The sequence below is a fragment of the Limnobacter sp. SAORIC-690 genome, from assembly GCF_002954425.1.
Lineage (GTDB): Bacteria > Pseudomonadota > Gammaproteobacteria > Burkholderiales > Burkholderiaceae_B > Limnobacter > Limnobacter profundi.
The window spans coordinates 2844982-2860901 of sequence record NZ_MQVZ01000001.1; the positions used below are offsets into that span (position 1 = coordinate 2844982).

The 15920-nt window shown below is 50.6% G+C and carries 16 protein-coding genes and 1 pseudogene; 5 read left to right on the plus strand and 12 right to left on the minus strand.

Features of this window, described 5'->3' with window-relative positions; translation table 11 throughout:
* A pseudogene (locus tag BSZ31_RS13570) lies at positions 1–796 on the minus strand (hypothetical protein); the annotation flags it as partial.
* Between the two features lie 88 nt (positions 797–884).
* The gene (locus BSZ31_RS13575) at positions 885–2099 is read right to left on the minus strand and encodes a DUF445 domain-containing protein (protein WP_146106700.1); all 1215 of its coding nucleotides are present in this window, start codon (positions 2097–2099) and stop codon (positions 885–887) included.
* Between the two features lie 235 nt (positions 2100–2334).
* On the opposite strand from BSZ31_RS13575, the gene BSZ31_RS13580 reads away from it, so the two are divergent.
* Positions 2335–3576 (plus strand): DUF445 domain-containing protein, encoded by a 1242-nt coding sequence (locus tag BSZ31_RS13580; RefSeq protein WP_008250836.1) that lies wholly within the window; start codon positions 2335–2337, stop codon positions 3574–3576.
* Between the two features lie 64 nt (positions 3577–3640).
* Here BSZ31_RS13580 and BSZ31_RS13585 read toward each other — a convergent pair whose 3' ends face one another.
* Complete coding sequence (locus BSZ31_RS13585; RefSeq protein WP_168426990.1) at positions 3641–4585, minus strand: alpha/beta fold hydrolase; 945 nt, start codon at positions 4583–4585, stop codon at positions 3641–3643.
* Positions 4586–4791: 206 nt separating this feature from the next.
* Between BSZ31_RS13585 and BSZ31_RS13590 the strand changes: the two genes are divergently transcribed.
* Positions 4792–5568 (plus strand): ferredoxin--NADP reductase, encoded by a 777-nt coding sequence (locus tag BSZ31_RS13590; protein WP_008250838.1) that lies wholly within the window; start codon positions 4792–4794, stop codon positions 5566–5568.
* Positions 5569–5649: 81 nt separating this feature from the next.
* On the opposite strand, the gene BSZ31_RS13595 is transcribed toward BSZ31_RS13590, so the two are convergent.
* Positions 5650–6054: a carboxymuconolactone decarboxylase family protein gene (locus BSZ31_RS13595; protein ID WP_105029190.1), complete on the minus strand. Its 405-nt coding sequence runs from the start codon at positions 6052–6054 to the stop codon at positions 5650–5652.
* Entirely contained in the window at positions 6044–6505 is a 462-nt protein-coding gene (locus BSZ31_RS13600) for a hypothetical protein (protein ID WP_105029191.1), read from the minus strand. The genes BSZ31_RS13595 and BSZ31_RS13600 overlap by 11 nt, the downstream gene beginning before the upstream one ends.
* An 81-nt stretch (positions 6506–6586) precedes the next feature.
* On the opposite strand from BSZ31_RS13600, the gene BSZ31_RS13605 reads away from it, so the two are divergent.
* Positions 6587–6886 (plus strand): hypothetical protein, encoded by a 300-nt coding sequence (locus BSZ31_RS13605; RefSeq protein ID WP_008250842.1) that lies wholly within the window; start codon positions 6587–6589, stop codon positions 6884–6886.
* A 25-nt stretch (positions 6887–6911) separates the two neighbouring features.
* On the opposite strand, the gene BSZ31_RS13610 is transcribed toward BSZ31_RS13605, so the two are convergent.
* A complete protein-coding gene (locus BSZ31_RS13610) occupies positions 6912–8816 on the minus strand; it encodes a hybrid sensor histidine kinase/response regulator (protein WP_168426991.1) in 1905 nt (634 codons plus the stop codon).
* A 22-nt stretch (positions 8817–8838) separates the two neighbouring features.
* Positions 8839–9543 (minus strand): dienelactone hydrolase family protein, encoded by a 705-nt coding sequence (locus tag BSZ31_RS13615; RefSeq protein WP_105029193.1) that lies wholly within the window; start codon positions 9541–9543, stop codon positions 8839–8841.
* A gap of 178 nt (positions 9544–9721) precedes the next feature.
* Between BSZ31_RS13615 and BSZ31_RS13620 the strand changes: the two genes are divergently transcribed.
* Together BSZ31_RS13620 and BSZ31_RS13625 are read left to right on the plus strand one after the other, a co-directional pair.
* Complete coding sequence (locus tag BSZ31_RS13620; RefSeq protein WP_146106701.1) at positions 9722–9991, plus strand: hypothetical protein; 270 nt, start codon at positions 9722–9724, stop codon at positions 9989–9991.
* A 17-nt stretch (positions 9992–10008) separates the two neighbouring features.
* A complete protein-coding gene (locus BSZ31_RS13625) occupies positions 10009–11073 on the plus strand; it encodes an MBL fold metallo-hydrolase (protein ID WP_105029195.1) in 1065 nt (354 codons plus the stop codon).
* 42 nt (positions 11074–11115) lie between these two features.
* Here the strand turns inward: BSZ31_RS13625 and BSZ31_RS13630 are convergent, their stop codons facing one another.
* The 5 genes from BSZ31_RS13630 to BSZ31_RS13650 form a co-directional block, all read right to left on the minus strand.
* Positions 11116–11529: a hypothetical protein gene (locus BSZ31_RS13630; protein ID WP_146106702.1), complete on the minus strand. Its 414-nt coding sequence runs from the start codon at positions 11527–11529 to the stop codon at positions 11116–11118.
* A 225-nt stretch (positions 11530–11754) separates the two neighbouring features.
* On the minus strand, positions 11755–13182 hold the full coding sequence (locus BSZ31_RS13635) for an AarF/ABC1/UbiB kinase family protein (RefSeq protein WP_105029197.1): 1428 nt from the start codon (positions 13180–13182) through the stop codon (positions 11755–11757).
* A gap of 110 nt (positions 13183–13292) precedes the next feature.
* Complete coding sequence (locus tag BSZ31_RS13640) at positions 13293–14618, minus strand: DUF1329 domain-containing protein (protein WP_105029198.1); 1326 nt, start codon at positions 14616–14618, stop codon at positions 13293–13295.
* A 38-nt stretch (positions 14619–14656) separates the two neighbouring features.
* The gene (locus BSZ31_RS13645; RefSeq protein ID WP_105029199.1) at positions 14657–15529 is read right to left on the minus strand and encodes a class I SAM-dependent methyltransferase; all 873 of its coding nucleotides are present in this window, start codon (positions 15527–15529) and stop codon (positions 14657–14659) included.
* 8 nt (positions 15530–15537) lie between these two features.
* Positions 15538–15918 carry a DUF2237 family protein gene (locus BSZ31_RS13650; protein WP_105029200.1) on the minus strand — a complete coding sequence of 127 codons (381 nt, stop codon included), beginning with the start codon at positions 15916–15918 and terminating at the stop codon, positions 15538–15540.
* Positions 15919–15920: the final 2 nt, after the last annotated feature.

Here is a 15920-nt window from a genome sequence, read left to right on the forward strand (position 1 = left end):
CGTCTGTTTCACCGCCACCACCGCCTGCGGCATCAGCCAACGGGCCAAGTACCGCATCCAGAGGTGTGCCCGTGGGGCCGTCTGTTTCACCGCCACCACCGCCTGCGGCATCACCTAACATGCCCAGTGCATCAGCCAAAGGTTCAGTTACAGCCACAAGAGGCGTTCCTGCCAAAGCGTCCAAAACTGGATCCAGCACGGCATCCAGAGGCGTCCCTGTTGTACCGCCGGTGTCGCCACCGCCGTCGTCACCACCACCATCGCCATCATCGTCGTTGTCGTCCACAGTACCACCACCCGTGGAATTGGTCGGGCCCGAACCCTCATCATCACTGGAAGAGGCAAGCAAACCCAAACCAACCGCACCCGCGCCCACTGCTGCGGCGGTGCCCCCAAGTGAACCACCTGCCAGCAAGCCACCGCCAAACAAACCAAACATGCCACCTTCCGCACCAGCTTGTTCAACACCCTGCAATTCAACCATTTCGGCAAAATCGGGGTCGAGGTTTGCGATGGTCACGCCGTCGTCCGACAAGGCTTCGAAAACCAACGCGGTCTGACCATTTTTCAATGTGGTGTCCGCAATAACGCTTCCGGTTGGAGCAACCAGCAAATTGCCAATCGGCTCGCCGTAACTGTTGGACAAAATTATGGATGCACGCCCGGAATCGCTGGCCGTGATCACATCGCCAGCCATGATGGAATCGCCCGCTGCCAATGATCGGGTTTCGCCGTCACGCATAATGCTGACCGGGCCTTCCAACTCATTGACTGAACCAATTACCTGTGTGGACATGTCGCCTCCAAAATCTATAAGTGTTTGTGTTGTCGAATTTGTAAGTAATACTCTGACAACCCAAATGCGGATTCAAAACCTGTTTTATTTAAATCAGAATCAGTAAAACCCCAGCCAAAACGGCACCCCATACAGCTCCGATCAAGGGCATCATCCATTCATATCGGGAAAATACCGGGCGCAGGGCTTTCTCAAACTCCATGGCGGGCAGGCCAGACAACCGTTCCACAATCACTTCCTCAATTCTCAAGGCATCGTTGAGGTACACACGCGCTGCCATCAAATGTGCTTCCAGTTTGCTTGCGAAAATTTTTGCAGCATCGCGCTTGATGGCCACCCACTGCTCTGCGCCCAAAATGGTCACCAGCAAAGGCTTGATTCCACTGGACTCCAGGTCCATGACTCGCTGCACATGGTAATCAATCAATGATGACAAATTCTTTGCATTGGGCCCACGGCAAAGTGCCAGCACAATATTCTCGGTAGTCAACACTTCACGTGCGGCGGTTTGCGCAAACAATTCGGAAATGTGTTTTTGATCGCGGAAAAAGAAACCCGTGAACTTTCCCAAACGAATCGTGCCGTGATCTGGATGGAAAAACAGGCTTTCCAGCGCCAATTCATTGGCCAACGCCCCGAGCACCATACCCACCACGATCAGCCAATACCATTGAATGCCAAACAGTGAAATTCCTGCCAGCAATACACCCACCACAAACCCTGCAAACAGGGAAAAACGGATGAGGTAAGCCATGGGGTCTTTGCCTGCGCTCTTGAAAAGGTCAACGACCAAAAATGGTTTGCTGGTCACTACATCCAGCACGAGCGTTTTCAGGCTCAGGTAGTAAGCCGGCTTCTTTTGCAAATCCAGAATGATCTGCTTGGCCACTTCGGGCACGATGCCGCGAATTCTGAAAATAATCGAGTTCTGTAAAAAGCTCGGCAAACTCTCCCACAAGGTGGGCTTGTGCTTCAGCATCACCTCGCGGCATGCGAGGTCTGCGGTTTCTTGCATGGGCGGAGTCAGGCGATCCGACAAACCCTGCGCTGGAATGCGCTTGATCATTTCATCCAGGGGCAGTAGTTTGTGAGTCATCAAGCGCACCGCTATTTCAGCCATAACCGATTTTTGGTGTGGCACCAAACCCTGCCAGCCCAAGCCCTCAAGGCCCAACTGGTGTAAACCGAGTTTTCTGAACAAAGGAATACGCCAACCCTTGAATTCTTTTGGATTGAACATCAGCCAAAGTGCTGCGGCCTGGAAAAACCAGGCCAGAAAAAGTCCCGCTGCTGCCATGGCCAAGAAAACAGCCCAGACAGGAAGCCCCAAATGTAGGAAGGAGAAATCCAAAACGATCATCCTGAAGTAATTATTAAAATAATTGATCTAATTTCCACCCCCTAGCGGGCAGCCATAGATCGTTATACTGGCGAACGAGACAAGACAGATTAGAGAAAGCCGTCCAAAAAAATAGATCGACGACTATATATCTTTATACTTTACCAACAAAAAATAAGATTCTAAGGGGACGCCTTTCATGGATTGGGCAACTATTTACGCTGATGTTCAGCAGAACTACCTCTTTTACCTCTCAATCCCTGTAGTTGCCGCCATCCTTGGTTATGTCACCAAGATTGCCGCGGTCAAAATGATGTTCTATCCCATGAAGTTTGTGGGCATTCCTCCCTTCTTTGGCTGGCAAGGTATTGTGCCGCGCAATGCCCTTCGCATGGCTTCCATTGCAGTTGACACCATTACGACCAAGCTTGTGTCGGTCAATGAGGTGGTTTCCAAACTGGATTCAGAACGCCTGGGCAAAGAACTGGAAGGCCCTGCGATGGAGGTGATCGAGACCATCATTCGCGAAGTGATGTCTAAACATCAGCCCAGGCTTTGGGAAAGTTTGCCCAACTTTGCACAGAAGAAGCTGATTGATCGAGTGAAGAAAGATGTGCCGGGTGTAATCGCAAGCGTGATGGAAGACATCAAAGGCAACATCGATGAAATTCTGGATTTGAAGGCCTTGGTGATTCGTATCCTGATGAAGGACAAGCACCTGCTGAACCGGATTTTTCAAGAAGTGGGCCGTGAGGAATTCAAGTTCTTTGGCGTGTCAGGCCTTTACTTCGGTTTCATGATCGGTGTGGTGCAAATGGTTCTGTGGGTGCTGCTGAAAGAGCCATGGATTTTGCCTGTATTCGGTTTCCTGGTTGGCTTTATTTCAGACTGGATCGCACTGAATATTTTGTTCGAACCCAAGAAGCCCATTCCATTCGGCTCTTACACCATTCAGGGCCTGTTTCTCAAACGCCAGCAAAAAGTGGCTGCTGATTACGCAAAAATTATCGCTCGGGATATTCTGACGCCCCAAACCATTATCGGTGAAATGGTGGCAGGCCCGCTTTCTGAACGTGTTCAAAAAATGGTGGATGAGCGCGTACGCGAAATGGTGGACAGCAAAGCCAGCATTGTGAAGCCTTTCGTGGTGATGGCTGTGGGCGCAGAATCATTCCAGCGCATGAAGCAAGATACATCTGAAATGTTGATGGCCCGCCTGGCCGATGTGATCATGCATGCCGAAACTTATGTACAGACATCGCTCGATATCGAGAACGTGGTGGGCAAGAAAATGCAAGCCATGACACCGCTGGAGTTCGAGGGGCTGTTGCGCCCGGTGTTCAAGCAGGAAGAATGGATTTTGATTATGACTGGCGCCATTCTGGGCGGCTTGGTGGGCGAAGGCCAGCTGATGGTGATGATCAAGCTGGGCATTATTTAAACACAGCTTCAGCAGAAACAAAAAACCCGGCAACGCCGGGTTTTTTATTAATCTCACACTTCATTTATATCTGCACCCTGGCTTTGGCGAGGCCCGGGTTCTCTCGACCAGTTTCCGCAAACTCCACAAATTCCGACACGCAATTGGCAACCCACTCGGAATGGCTTTGCACAACCCAATGTTGGGCATCAATGTCGCGGCGCCACACATTGTGGGCATATGGATAACAAGACTCCACCAGTGCTGTGGTTACAAACTTGTCTTTGGTGGGCACCAGCAATTGCACAGGCACCTCGGTTTGGCGCAAACGCGGATTGCTGATTCGGGGCAGCATGTTGGCGCGATACAGGTTGATGCCATTCACCCCATCCTTTCGTTGTGTGGGGTTGGCGTCATGTTCCACGCCTTCCATTTTCTTCACAATGCCTGGCCAAGCTTTGTCCAAGCCTATTTTCCAGGCAGTCGGCGCTAAAAATGGCAGCTGAAAGGCATACACATACCAGGAATGCATTAATTGCCCCATCACATTGCCCAAGGCTTTTCGATTGTTGGCGGCAAAACTGTTGCGCATCCACATGCCGATGTGGTCCAGGCAGGGGCCTGAAATGCTGGTGTAGCTGGCAATGCGCGATTTGAGACGATGGTCAGTCACGCTTTCCCAAGTTTGAATCGAGCCCCAATCGTGTGCCACCAAATGAACCGGCTGAGTGGGACACACAGTCCGCATGACCGCCTGCAAGTCTTCAGAAAGTTTGCCCAAAGAGTAGTCCCACATCCAGCCGGGCTCGGTCGACTTGCCGCAGCCACGCACATCGTAAGTGACCACATGAAAGTGATGCTTCAAAATATCGACCACGGGATCCCACACGGTGCTAGAGTCAGGGTAGCCGTGCACCAGAATAATGGTGGGATTGTGGGGTTCGCCGTGGCTGCTTACTGCCAGCTCCACGTCGCCTGAATGTACAACCATCTGGCTCATCTGCCGCTGTTTTTCGTTTGTCTCTGTCATGGGTTTTGTGCCCTTATTGGATGTTGTTGTGGTGTACCTTCGACTCCACTTTATAACCCCCATTGAAGCCGTATTCTTTCCAACGGGTTAGAGTGGCAACTCCAAATAAGCAAATAACTAAAAAATAGAATGACTTACAGCGTTTTTTGATGCAGTGCGTTATTATTGGGCCGTTTGAAAAACTTACGAGAATTAAAGCCGCAACCATGTCAAACCTGATTCAAGAACAAGTCACTGAAGTCCATCACTGGAACGACACGCTCTTTAGCTTCAAAACCACGCGAAGCCCAGGGCTGCGTTTTCACAACGGCCACTTCGTGATGATTGGCCTGGAAGTTGAAGGCAAGCCGCTGCTACGCGCATACAGCATCGCCAGCGCAAATTACGAGGAGCATCTTGAGTTTTTCAGCATCAAGGTGCCCGATGGCAAACTGACATCCCGCTTGCAGCATTTGAAGGTGGGCGACTCCGTACTGGTGGGTAAAAAGCCCACAGGCACACTAATTCTTGATGACTTGAAACCCGGCAAAAACCTGTTCATGTTTGGTACCGGCACGGGACTGGCCCCTTTCATGAGCCTGATCAAAGATCCAGACGTTTATGAGCGCTTTGAAAAAGTGATTTTGGTTCACGGTGTGCGCTACGTGAACGAGTTGGCTTACAGCGAATTCATTACGGAAGAGTTGCCCAACAACGAATTTTTTGGCGACATGGTGCGAGAGAAGCTGATCTACTACCCCACCGTAACCCGTGAAGAGTTCAAGAACGTAGGGCGTATTACAACGCTGATGGAAAATGGCGAATTGTGTAAGGATGTTGGTCTGCCGCCCCTCAATCCTGAAACTGACCGTGCCATGATCTGCGGCAGCCCAAGCATGCTGGCAGACATTCGCGGTATTCTGGATGCCAAGGGGTTTGTGGTGTCACCCGGCGTGGGTGAACCCGGCGATTATGTGTTCGAGCGCGCATTCGTCGAAAAATAACTCAACCACATCCAAAAGAAAAACCGGCGTCAGGATCGATCCGAACGCCGGTTTTTTTATGCACAAAGTAAGTCAATCAACTTACTTGTCAGATGTTTTTTCAGCTTCCAGTTCTTCCAGCAAAGCCTTGGCCTGGCGCATGCTGTCCATGGCAGCCGGAAACCCGCAATACACGCTGGCATGAATAATCAACTCGCGCAGCTCATTGGGAGTTAGGCCATTGTTGATTGCTCCGCGCATGTGCAACTTCAATTCATTGGGACGATTCAGCGCAATCAACATCGACACAGTCGCAATGCTGCGAATTTTGGGCTCGAGCCCTTCACGGGGCCACACAGTGCCCCAGGCATAGGCGGTGACAATGTCTTGAAGCGGTGCCGCAAAATCATCGGGATTTGACACCGCCTTGGCTACATAATCGGCACCCAATACCTTGGTGCGCATTGCTTTGCCGGTGTCGTAATTGGCTAGTTTGTTACTTGCCATACTTCTCCCCCAGTTTTTCAATGAATCGATCGACCAGTCCGTCAAACATGGTTTTAATAAAACCAGGTGTGGCAGCTTTCAACAACATGGGTACCTTGATGTCCCGCAGCTGCCCGTTGATCTCAATTTCAATGTCGACTTGCTTGCCATTGGGCTTGAACTGAAACAAACCTGAAAGACTTGCATTGCCCACGCCTTCTTTGGCCTTGAAGCTCAAGCGTCCGTTGGCCTTGTCCACTTCATAAGTGGCTGCGTAGTGAACCGCATGCGACACGCCCATGGCGCCGATGGGCTTGAGTTTCCACTCAAAAGTATTTGGGCCAAGCTTGTTCAAACTTTCCAGTTTGGGGAAAATTGAAATCAACGGCTCAATTGCTTCGAGGTCGACCAATACGGCATCGTAATTCAAAGCCACAGTGGCTGTTTTATCCAGTGAAAGTTTGCTGTCCATGTCAAATTCTCCTCAGTTTTCAGGCCGCGCTCCTTGTGCTGGAGTACACTGCCGAAATAATAATTTGGTTAAATAATACTCATGAGTAACATACCAGCAGATCCGCTATTGCGGATAAAAAAGCTATCAGATTCACTCGAAAATAATGAATTTGAAAACACCAGCGCACTAATTTTCGCGTTCCGGCAAGAAAAAGACCTGTTACGCGATTTACCTGCGGTATTCGAAGGTGCCCTTGAAAGCATTCTAGAGCGCCTGGAAAGCACCGCCATGTTTGGCGGGGAAAGTTGCTCATTCAGTCAAAGTGACTTGCTGGCTGCACTCACCATTTGGCTGGAAAAAGCAAAGTCCTATCTCGAAAAGCAACTGGGCATTGTGTAATGCCAAGCCTTTTTCCAAGCGGTATTCAAGCTGTTTTCTGGGCAATCTCTTCAATCAATTTGTCCAGCTTCTCGAAAGAAACAGGTTTGGTCATGTGCAAATTCATACCGGCCTGTGTCGACATGGCAATGCTTTTGTCATCCGACAAGCCCGACAAGGCACAAATAAAGCTGTGTTTTGAGGCTGCGTTCTCGGATCCCCGGATCACTTTCGTGGCTTCATGCCCGTCGAGATCGGGCATGTCAATGTCCATCAACACCAAGTCAAAACACTGTTTCTCGCACAGTTCCACGGCCGGCAAACCACCTGTGGCTTGCACCACCTGATGCCCTCTTTTTCCAAGGTAGCGGTCCAGCAACTTGATGTTCATGGGATGATCATCTACCACCAGAATACTCAGCGCCCTTGAGGGCGACTCAACCGCCTTACTCGACTTGGCCTGGCCTTGGGCAGAGGCCAGCGGCAAATTCAAACTGACGGTAAACACCGAGCCCACACCTGGTTCAGAACTCACATCAATACGCCCACCCATCAGCTCGACAAGCCCCTTGCAAATCGCCAAGCCCAAGCCGGTGCCACCATATTGGCGGTTAATTTCACGGCTGGCTTGGCTAAATCGCTGAAACAGTTTTTGCAAGGCTGGCTGACTGATTCCTATACCGCTGTCAGCCACTTCAATGAAAACCTCTGTTCGCCCTTGCGTGGGTTGTGAGGTCATTAAACGCATTTTCACATAACCGGTGTCGGTGAACTTCAACGCATTGGAAACCAGGTTTTGAACCACCTGCCTCAGCCGGTTTGCATCGCCGTGCACAAAGCAAGGGCCCTCAGACTCATTCACCAAAGAAAACTCGATATTTTTCTTAAGGGCCAAATTGCGGTTGAGTGAATACACCTGGCGCACCATGGCATCCAGATCAAATGGCGAAGGATCTAGCTTCAATCCATTGGCCTGAATTCGCGAATACTCCAGCACATCACTCAAAATCAAATGCAGGCTGGTTGCAGAGCTGGAAATGTTGCGAACATCACCCCGCAACTCTGGGTCATCCAGCTGCTCCTCAAGCAACTTCGAAAAACCGATAATGGCGTTCAATGGTGTACGCAATTCATGGCTAATGGTCGCCAAAAATTCCGACTTGGCGCGATCGGCGCTCTCGGCCTGCTCTTTGGCCAGCACCAAATCGCTGACATCAAGGCAAACCGCATACATGCTGACTCCCGGCGCCTTTGCTTCGCGCTGCAGTGTCAACTGGAAATATTGTGGCTCTACCCCGCTACGCCGAGCGGTTGAAAAAACCAGCGACTCCCGATTTGGAAAAGCCTCTGGACGCGACAACACGGTACGTATCGCAGCGTGATACTTTGAATCTATGTGCTTGAGAACAAGAGTCCAATCGGCAATGAATTCAGCCCGGGTCAGCGAGAAAAAACGTTCAATCGAATTGTCGACATTCTCGACCCGCACGCGCCCTTGCTCGGTCACGCTGAACTCGACTACAAAACCGTTCAGGCAGTTCTCGACACTGAGCAGACGGCGTTTTTCTTCTTCAAAACCAGCCAGCAGCATATGCTGTTGCTGATTCAACCTGTGTACCGTGTTAACCAGAGTTTCGAAAAAATCTTTTCCCGCCAGGTAATCGGGCGCGGCGTCCTGACTGCCCAGGTTCAACAAACTTTCCTTGAGCTGAAAACTCATCCATGCGCGGGTCAGTACCCTGCCCGCGACATAGGAAACCACGACAACCACTAACAACAACAAAAGCTGCCCAAACCAGGCCAATTCACCCAACTGCGTCCAAAACACAATTGAGGCAAGAACACCCACGGCAAAGAGTAAACACAGCAAAGGATGATTGCGCCATGAATCGTCAATTGCCTTTGAGACTATCTTGCTCAGGGAAGCGGCGCTGGCAGAAGGTGCTTTCAAGAAAGTAGCCTTTAAAAATGACTCAGGCCGAGATGGTTCGGGACAAAAACTCCAGCGAGCGACCCCTGGCCAATGCTGCGGCCTTCTGCTGATACATTGGGCGCCCCCAACAATTAAAGCCATGGTCCACATTTGGATAGGTGTGAATTTCAACGTTGTGGTTGGATTCAAAGGCTGCTTTGATTTGAGACACAGCTTCCAGAGGTATAAAGCCGTCTTTCTCGGCAAAATGCATCAACATCGGAACTTTGACTTGGGGCGCACGATCAAGCGCGGTGTGAATTCCGCCACCGTAGTAGCAGATACTTGCGTCCACGGCACCCGGCGTAGAACCCACCAGATAAGACAACATACCACCCATGCAAAAACCCAGACTGGCCACTTTTCCACTCACTTCGGGACGAGCCTTCAGTGCCTCGGCAGCGGAACACAAATCTTGAACCGCTTTGGGAAAATCCATTCCCTGCATCAGCGCAAATCCTTTTTTAAAACCGGCATCATCATAAGCAATGTCAACACCCGGTTCCTGACGCCAAAACACATCGGGAGCAAGCACCACAAAACCGTCGCTGGCGTACTGGTCTGCTACCTCGCGAATATGCTGGTTCACACCAAAAATTTCCTGAATCAACACAATACCTGGACCCTTGCCTGTGGGAGGAAGGGACAAATAAGCGCCAAACTTGCCGCCGTCTTTGGCGTTGATCGAGATTCGTTGGGACTGCATAAAGTGCCTCTCTGTGTGGATAAAACAGTGTGTCTGGATTGTAACAGCCAGAGTTTGTTCGAGCGCGCCCCACAAGACTACAAAAAACCACAGAAATTAAAAAATACTGTACACAGTTACAGTGTTTATTGTACAGTTGTTTTCAGGGCGACAAAAAATGGTCAAAGGAGTAATCAAGATGAGTATCAAGCGATTCACTGTGTTTTTCGTTCTGTGGGTGTTGGGTTGCGCTTTTGTTCTCGAGCCTGCATTTATTGCACCCTTGTTTGAAACCAGCAGCACCCTTGAGCTGGCCTTTGCCGGCAACCCTGGACAACTGGGTGGCCTCGAATTAAACACAAACAGCAGCACTGCGGTAGAATCAATGGACCATTTCAGAGTACTTTGTTTGCTCTACTTCGGCTTGCCTGTTGCTGTTTATTTGGCGACACAGTGGAAGGAACTCTAATTCATCCTTGTTGAACCATGAAGTATGTCGTAGCTGGTGTGTTTAGTGTCATCGCAGGTGTTTTAATTCAGGGTTGTGCAGCGTCGAATCCATATTTCGATTCCAGCAAGCCCCACCACAGGCCAGATGGCTTTGTGAATTCCGATGGCACCATTGTTTCAAAACCAATGTCTGACCTGCTTCGTTGGTACCGCGAACGATTCGGAAAAGATTTGCCCCCTCCTCCAGGTAAATTCTTAGCCAGCTACGCTGATTTCCCCCAAAAGGCATTCGACAAAAGCCAGCTTTCCGAGTACTCGGAAACCACAGCCACCTGGCTTGGACATGCCACCGTCATGGTTCGCGCAAATGGTTTCACCATGCTGACCGATCCTCACTTTTCAGTTCGCGCCTTTCCGGTGCAATGGGCGGGTCCATCCCGCAAGGTTCAATCGCCAAGCCGTGTTGAAAACCTGCCGAAGATTGATGTGGTGGTGATAAGCCACAGCCATTACGACCACCTGGATCACAACACCGTGGTCAAACTGGCCAAGCAGCAGCCTGATGCCCTCTTTCTTGTACCGCTTGGTCTTGAGTCGCTTTTGAAAAGCTGGGGTATTGAAAAAGTCAGGGAAATGGACTGGTGGGAAACTCACACCATTGGAGAAAACCAGATTACCTTCGTGCCCGCGTATCACTGGTCTGCGCGCACGCTGACAGACAGGAATAAATCACTGTGGGGCGGCTGGACGATGAAAAACCCCAAGCTGAACTTCTATTTCTCTGGCGACACAGGCTACAGCAAAGACTTCGAAGAAATTGGAAAACGCTTGGGTCCATTTGACTTCAGCGCAATTGCGGTGGGCGCTTACGAACCTCGCTGGTTTATGAAAGCCCAGCACATTAACCCGGATGAGGCCGTGCAAATTCACAAAGATGTGCGGTCTGCCAAGTCCATGGGCATTCATTGGGGTACTTTTGAGCTGACCGATGAACCGCTTGATCAACCTATTGGCGATTTGAAACTTGCACTGGAAAAGCACAATGTGGCGCCCAGCAACTTTGAGCTGCTGGGGCATGGGGACACTATAAATTTACGCTGACAGTGGCAGATAGTTGTGAATGACTTAGATTGTCTGTCTAGGTCAAATCAATTTGTTGAACTGGGGCATGCAGTGTCGAACCAAGGTCATTGTGAGCAAATCATTCAGTTGCTCGTCAGTGGCTTTGTCCGACAAAAAGTGAAGCCCAGCAAAGGAAGCCCATGTTGCCTCGGATACTCTGAAGGGTGTGTCCTGAATAATCAGGATTTGTGTGCCTGCCGCATACATGTCAAGCAAAGTGTTTTGAATCAGAGCGCTTGACCGTTGAAAGCTGGCACGAACAACCACAACTCCCACATCTAGGTTCTCAGCAGCCAACGCAAGTTCTTTGCCAGTTTGACGGGGTAAGACCTCGTGTTGACCCCATACTTTTTGGGCGAACACACAAATTTTGTCCAACAACTGTTTGTTGGGTTCCAGTACCACCACACCGATTGAGTCTTGCGCTGTTGACATCCTGTTCGCCTTTTTGTCTAGGACAACTTTGATCATTTGATCACAAGCCGATGGGTAGAGCAATGCAAATTACTCTATATGCTCAATAAAGATAATCAATATGCAGTGCGATAACCATTAACGCACATTTAGAGCGCTCTAAGGCGCAAAGGTTCCTGCTGTTTTTGTTTCAAAACAGAGTTTCAGTTGACAATTCCGGACAAAGAAAACTGGCTTGATTCGAACTTAATTCAAATCCAAATAAGGTTTCAGCAACGCATGCAGGCGCAGTTCAGCTCGCAAGGTTTTCAGGGTAACCAGCACCCCACCGATACGGCGGTGCAAAAAAATGATCTCCTGAGGGGGTATCTTGAAATGCTTGGACATCATTTTCAAGGCTGCAGTTTGACCAACCCTGGCTGGCAAATCGGTGTCGCCAAATCGGTAAGCACCGCCAGGTGTATATAGCCGATCGGGCACCATGGGGTCAAATGGTTTGCGAAACGGCTCTACTATCAGTTCGGTCAAATCGCCAAACCCTTCCAGAAAAGACTGGGGGGTACTGGCATCCATCAATCCAATGTCCAGAACACCCCGGGCTACTTCTTGCCTGTCGGCTTGAAGAGATCCACGAACAATGCGCCCATAGCTGTCAACAAAGGACTTGTCGAACGGACGCGTTGCACCAAAATCCAGCGTTACGATCTGATCGTTCTCTGCATCGGGATCAATGCGAACCCGGTAATTTCCGAAATGAGGATCGGTCTGAACCAGATTCCATTCAAAAAACTCGGTGACAAACAGCTCGGCAAAGCTTTGAGCCAAAGCATTTCTGCGGCTTTGCGACAAGGCCTGAACTTCTTTGGAAGAAACGGAATACCCAGGCTCATAGCGTGTTGTCAGCACACGTTGGGCACAAAATTCGGGGTACACCTTGGGCACAATAAAACGTGGGTTATCAGCCAGCCTGTCGTAAAACGTCTCGGTGAATTCCCGCTCCTGGACATAATCGCATTCACGCACAAGCATATCGCGCAGTTCATTGAACACATCGGTCAAATCAAGCGCTTTTGGAGCCAGGCGAGTCGCGGAAATCAAGCGCGACAAGGTGCGTATGTCTGTGTCAATGGCGTTGGCCACACCCGGGTACTGAATCTTGACCACAACCTGCTCACCAGTGGCTTTGAGGGTAGCCAGGTGAGCCTGCCCCAAGGATGCAGCAGCAATTGGCTTTCGCTGAATGTCGAGCTTTGCAATTGTTCTTTCTCCCAGCGCGTCAATCAATTGCGGTTCAACAAACGACCAACTAACTGCGGGAGTGTTGTCTTGAAGTGTGGCCAAGACCTCCACAGCCTCTTCAGGCAAAAAATATTGCCCATACAGCGAGAGCATCTGCCCGGCCTTCATGACGCTGCCTTTCAAACGACCCAGTTCATCGGCCAGTTCTTTGGCTTGGGCGCGGTAAAAATTTCGATTGGCTTCGTCTTTGGATTCGCCACGGCGAAAGAAATTGCGCACCGTGTGGCCTGCAATTTTTGCACCGGCACCTACACCCATCCGTGTCAAGGCTACGTTGCGTTCAAAGGCGCCGGTTTTAATGCGGTCCATGGTGCTGCCATCGGCATCAGCCTTGGCATGGGCTTCTGCGTTGTCCGGTTTGTCCTGCTCAGCCATGCTGCGAAAGGTCCTTGCGAATACAAAGTAAGTTGGGCGACATTGTAGTGGTTGGTCGCCCTGTACTGATGAAAAAGCACTCTAAATTGCCAGTGCAGTTTCACACAAAGTTAGCGCATCAATTTACGCAGTGCAGCGGGCGTAAATTCGCCGGCTTTTACTGGCACGTTGAACTCTGTGGCAGGTTCTTCATTCTGGAATGCACTGAATACCGATTTGCGTGCATTCAAGTCATGTTGCACTTCCCCAGAGGTATACAAGCCGGGCGCATCGTAGGCCTGCATCAAATACAACATTTTGACGCGCCACAGTTCACCCTTGGTGTCGTACTGGTCCATCAAGGCTACATACCAGCTGTCTTCATCCACATACATGGTGCGCTTGGAGTAGATGTGTTCTGCGCCCTGCTTCAATGTGCCTTCAATCACCCACACCCTGTGCAGTTCAAACCGGGTCAACTCTGGCTTCAAAAAAGCATCGTTGATCATGTTGTCGTACTTCAGGCTTTTGTCGCTCAGTTTGTAATTGTTATAAGGAATGTACATCTCGCGCTTGCCCTGCAACTTCCACTCAAAACGCTCTGGCGAACCGTTGAATCCGTATATGTCGTCGACGGTGCGCAAAGCATCGGTGTTTCCGGCCGGGGCGGCATGCACCAGTTCAGGTGCGCGCAATACACGCCGCTGGCCTGAATTCACGATCCAGGCATTGCGGGCATCTTCTTTAAAATTGAGGGTATCGAGCACCAACAACGCTTCGCCTGATTGTGCGGAAGGCTTGGTAGATTCGCCGATCAGTGCAAACAACAGCGTGCTGCCTGCCTTGCCGATCGCTGGCGCCCACGCAATGGTTTGGCTGCTGGCAAATGTAATCGGCTTGCTGCCATTGCCTGCTACAAAGCCAGCTGTGTGAGACCTTAAAGTTTGTGCTGGGCGACGAAGCAAAGTGTTCCAGACCGCCTCAAGGCCGTTTTTTGGCTGAGGGAAAGGCACACTGGTGGATTGAATACCTTCAACGGCCAGGCCACCATGCGCCAACTTGGCTTTGCCAGCCTCCGTGCTGATGCTCGTCATCATCTCGGAGGAAAAAGCCGCAGTGCGATGCGTTTTATAAACAGGAATGCTGTAGTTCGGATAGCGTTTGATCAAGGCGATTTGCCCGGCAGGCAAAAATTTCTCATGCTGAGCCAAATTACTCTGGTTCACCACGAACAAGGGTTTTTCACCTGCAAATGGGTCAACGTAGCCCTTCTTGGGATCAAACCCTGCTGGCGCTTTGGTAAGCCCGCCAGTCCACTCAGGAATGGTACCGGCCGCATTGCCGGCTATTTCAGCGCCCAAGGCGTTCACTGAACCGGTTTGGGCGATGGCAACGGTGCCGCTCAGGGCAAACCACATTGCCGAGGCCACTACGCCTCGCAATAATTCAAATCGCATGTTGTCTCCTGCTGGTGGTTCTGCTTTTTCTTGTCAGTCTACTTTACCGCACTGGCGGGGCGTGCAAACAGGATGCGGCAAAAGTCTGCACCTTTGCCCGAACACGCGGGTATTTGCGCTGCAAAGTCGCTGGGCTTAAGCACTTGGCAAGCCATGCCCAGTTCCTCCATGGCCAATTGCAAATGACCTGCTGTTTCGAAATGCAGGTGCACTTTGCCCCGAACAAAAATACCAAGGCCTGCAACGAAAGCTTGTGCCAAAGGGTCTGAGTTTTGGGCCTGCAAATGAATGTCGGAAAGATAAGCCCCCTGCTGAAACTGCGCCAAAGTTGAAGAAATTCTGGTCCACAGGTTCAGTACGGAGTCTTTGTCAAAATAATTCAGCAGTCCTTCAGTCACCACCGCCAAGCCTTGGCTGGTATCCAACTGCATGGCCAAACCATCCAGGCTGTGTGCACCCTGTTCTGCAAAAGCATCGACAACTTTGATGTGGTGATTCGGGCAGGCCCTTAGGCGCGTGGCCAGCAATTTTTTCTTCTGAGCGACCATGCCCGGCAGGTCAGCTTCAATGTAGGTAATTTTGTCGCCGTAACGTTCAACAAAACGACTTCCGCGTGGCGACAAACCTGCTGCGATTTCAATAATTTGAGTGACTTTGCCTGACTCAATCAGTTCAGTCAGGTGGTGATCGATCAGATCGTGCCGGGCCAACAAAAAATCTTCGAGTGTTGGGCCACCGAAACTTCTGGACACAAACATGGAAGGAGCCAGCGCCAAGTGCAGCGCGCTGGCAGGCATGGATTTCAATTCAGGAATAGATCGACCTGTGGTTTGCCAAACCTGCCCCGTGTACAAGGCCGTGGGGCTTATGCGGGCCGCAGACAGCCACTGCGAGGCAAGTTTTTTAACCATGAGATCCTTTAAACAATCGAATGTTCAAGCAGGGTTTCCAGGGGAATTATTTCCAAGGCTGTTTGGTTAGTGCCTTCCAGGTAAACAGGTGGTGCAACATCGGCCTCATAGGCCTCCAGCCAACGGCTGGCACACACGCACCAGCGATCGCCAGGCTTTAAGCCCGCAAATCGATACTGGGGCATGGGGCTAATGAGATCGTTGCCCATGCGCAACTGGAACTCCAGAAACTCTTGAGTGACTTTGGCACATACCACATGGCGACCTAAATCGTTGGGCCCGGTGCTGCAACAACCATCCCGCATAAAGCCGGTGAGAGGCGCATAGGAGCAGGCGAGCAAGGGCCCACCGAGAACATTTTTATCTTGTTTCACAGTAACTTTGGACATGA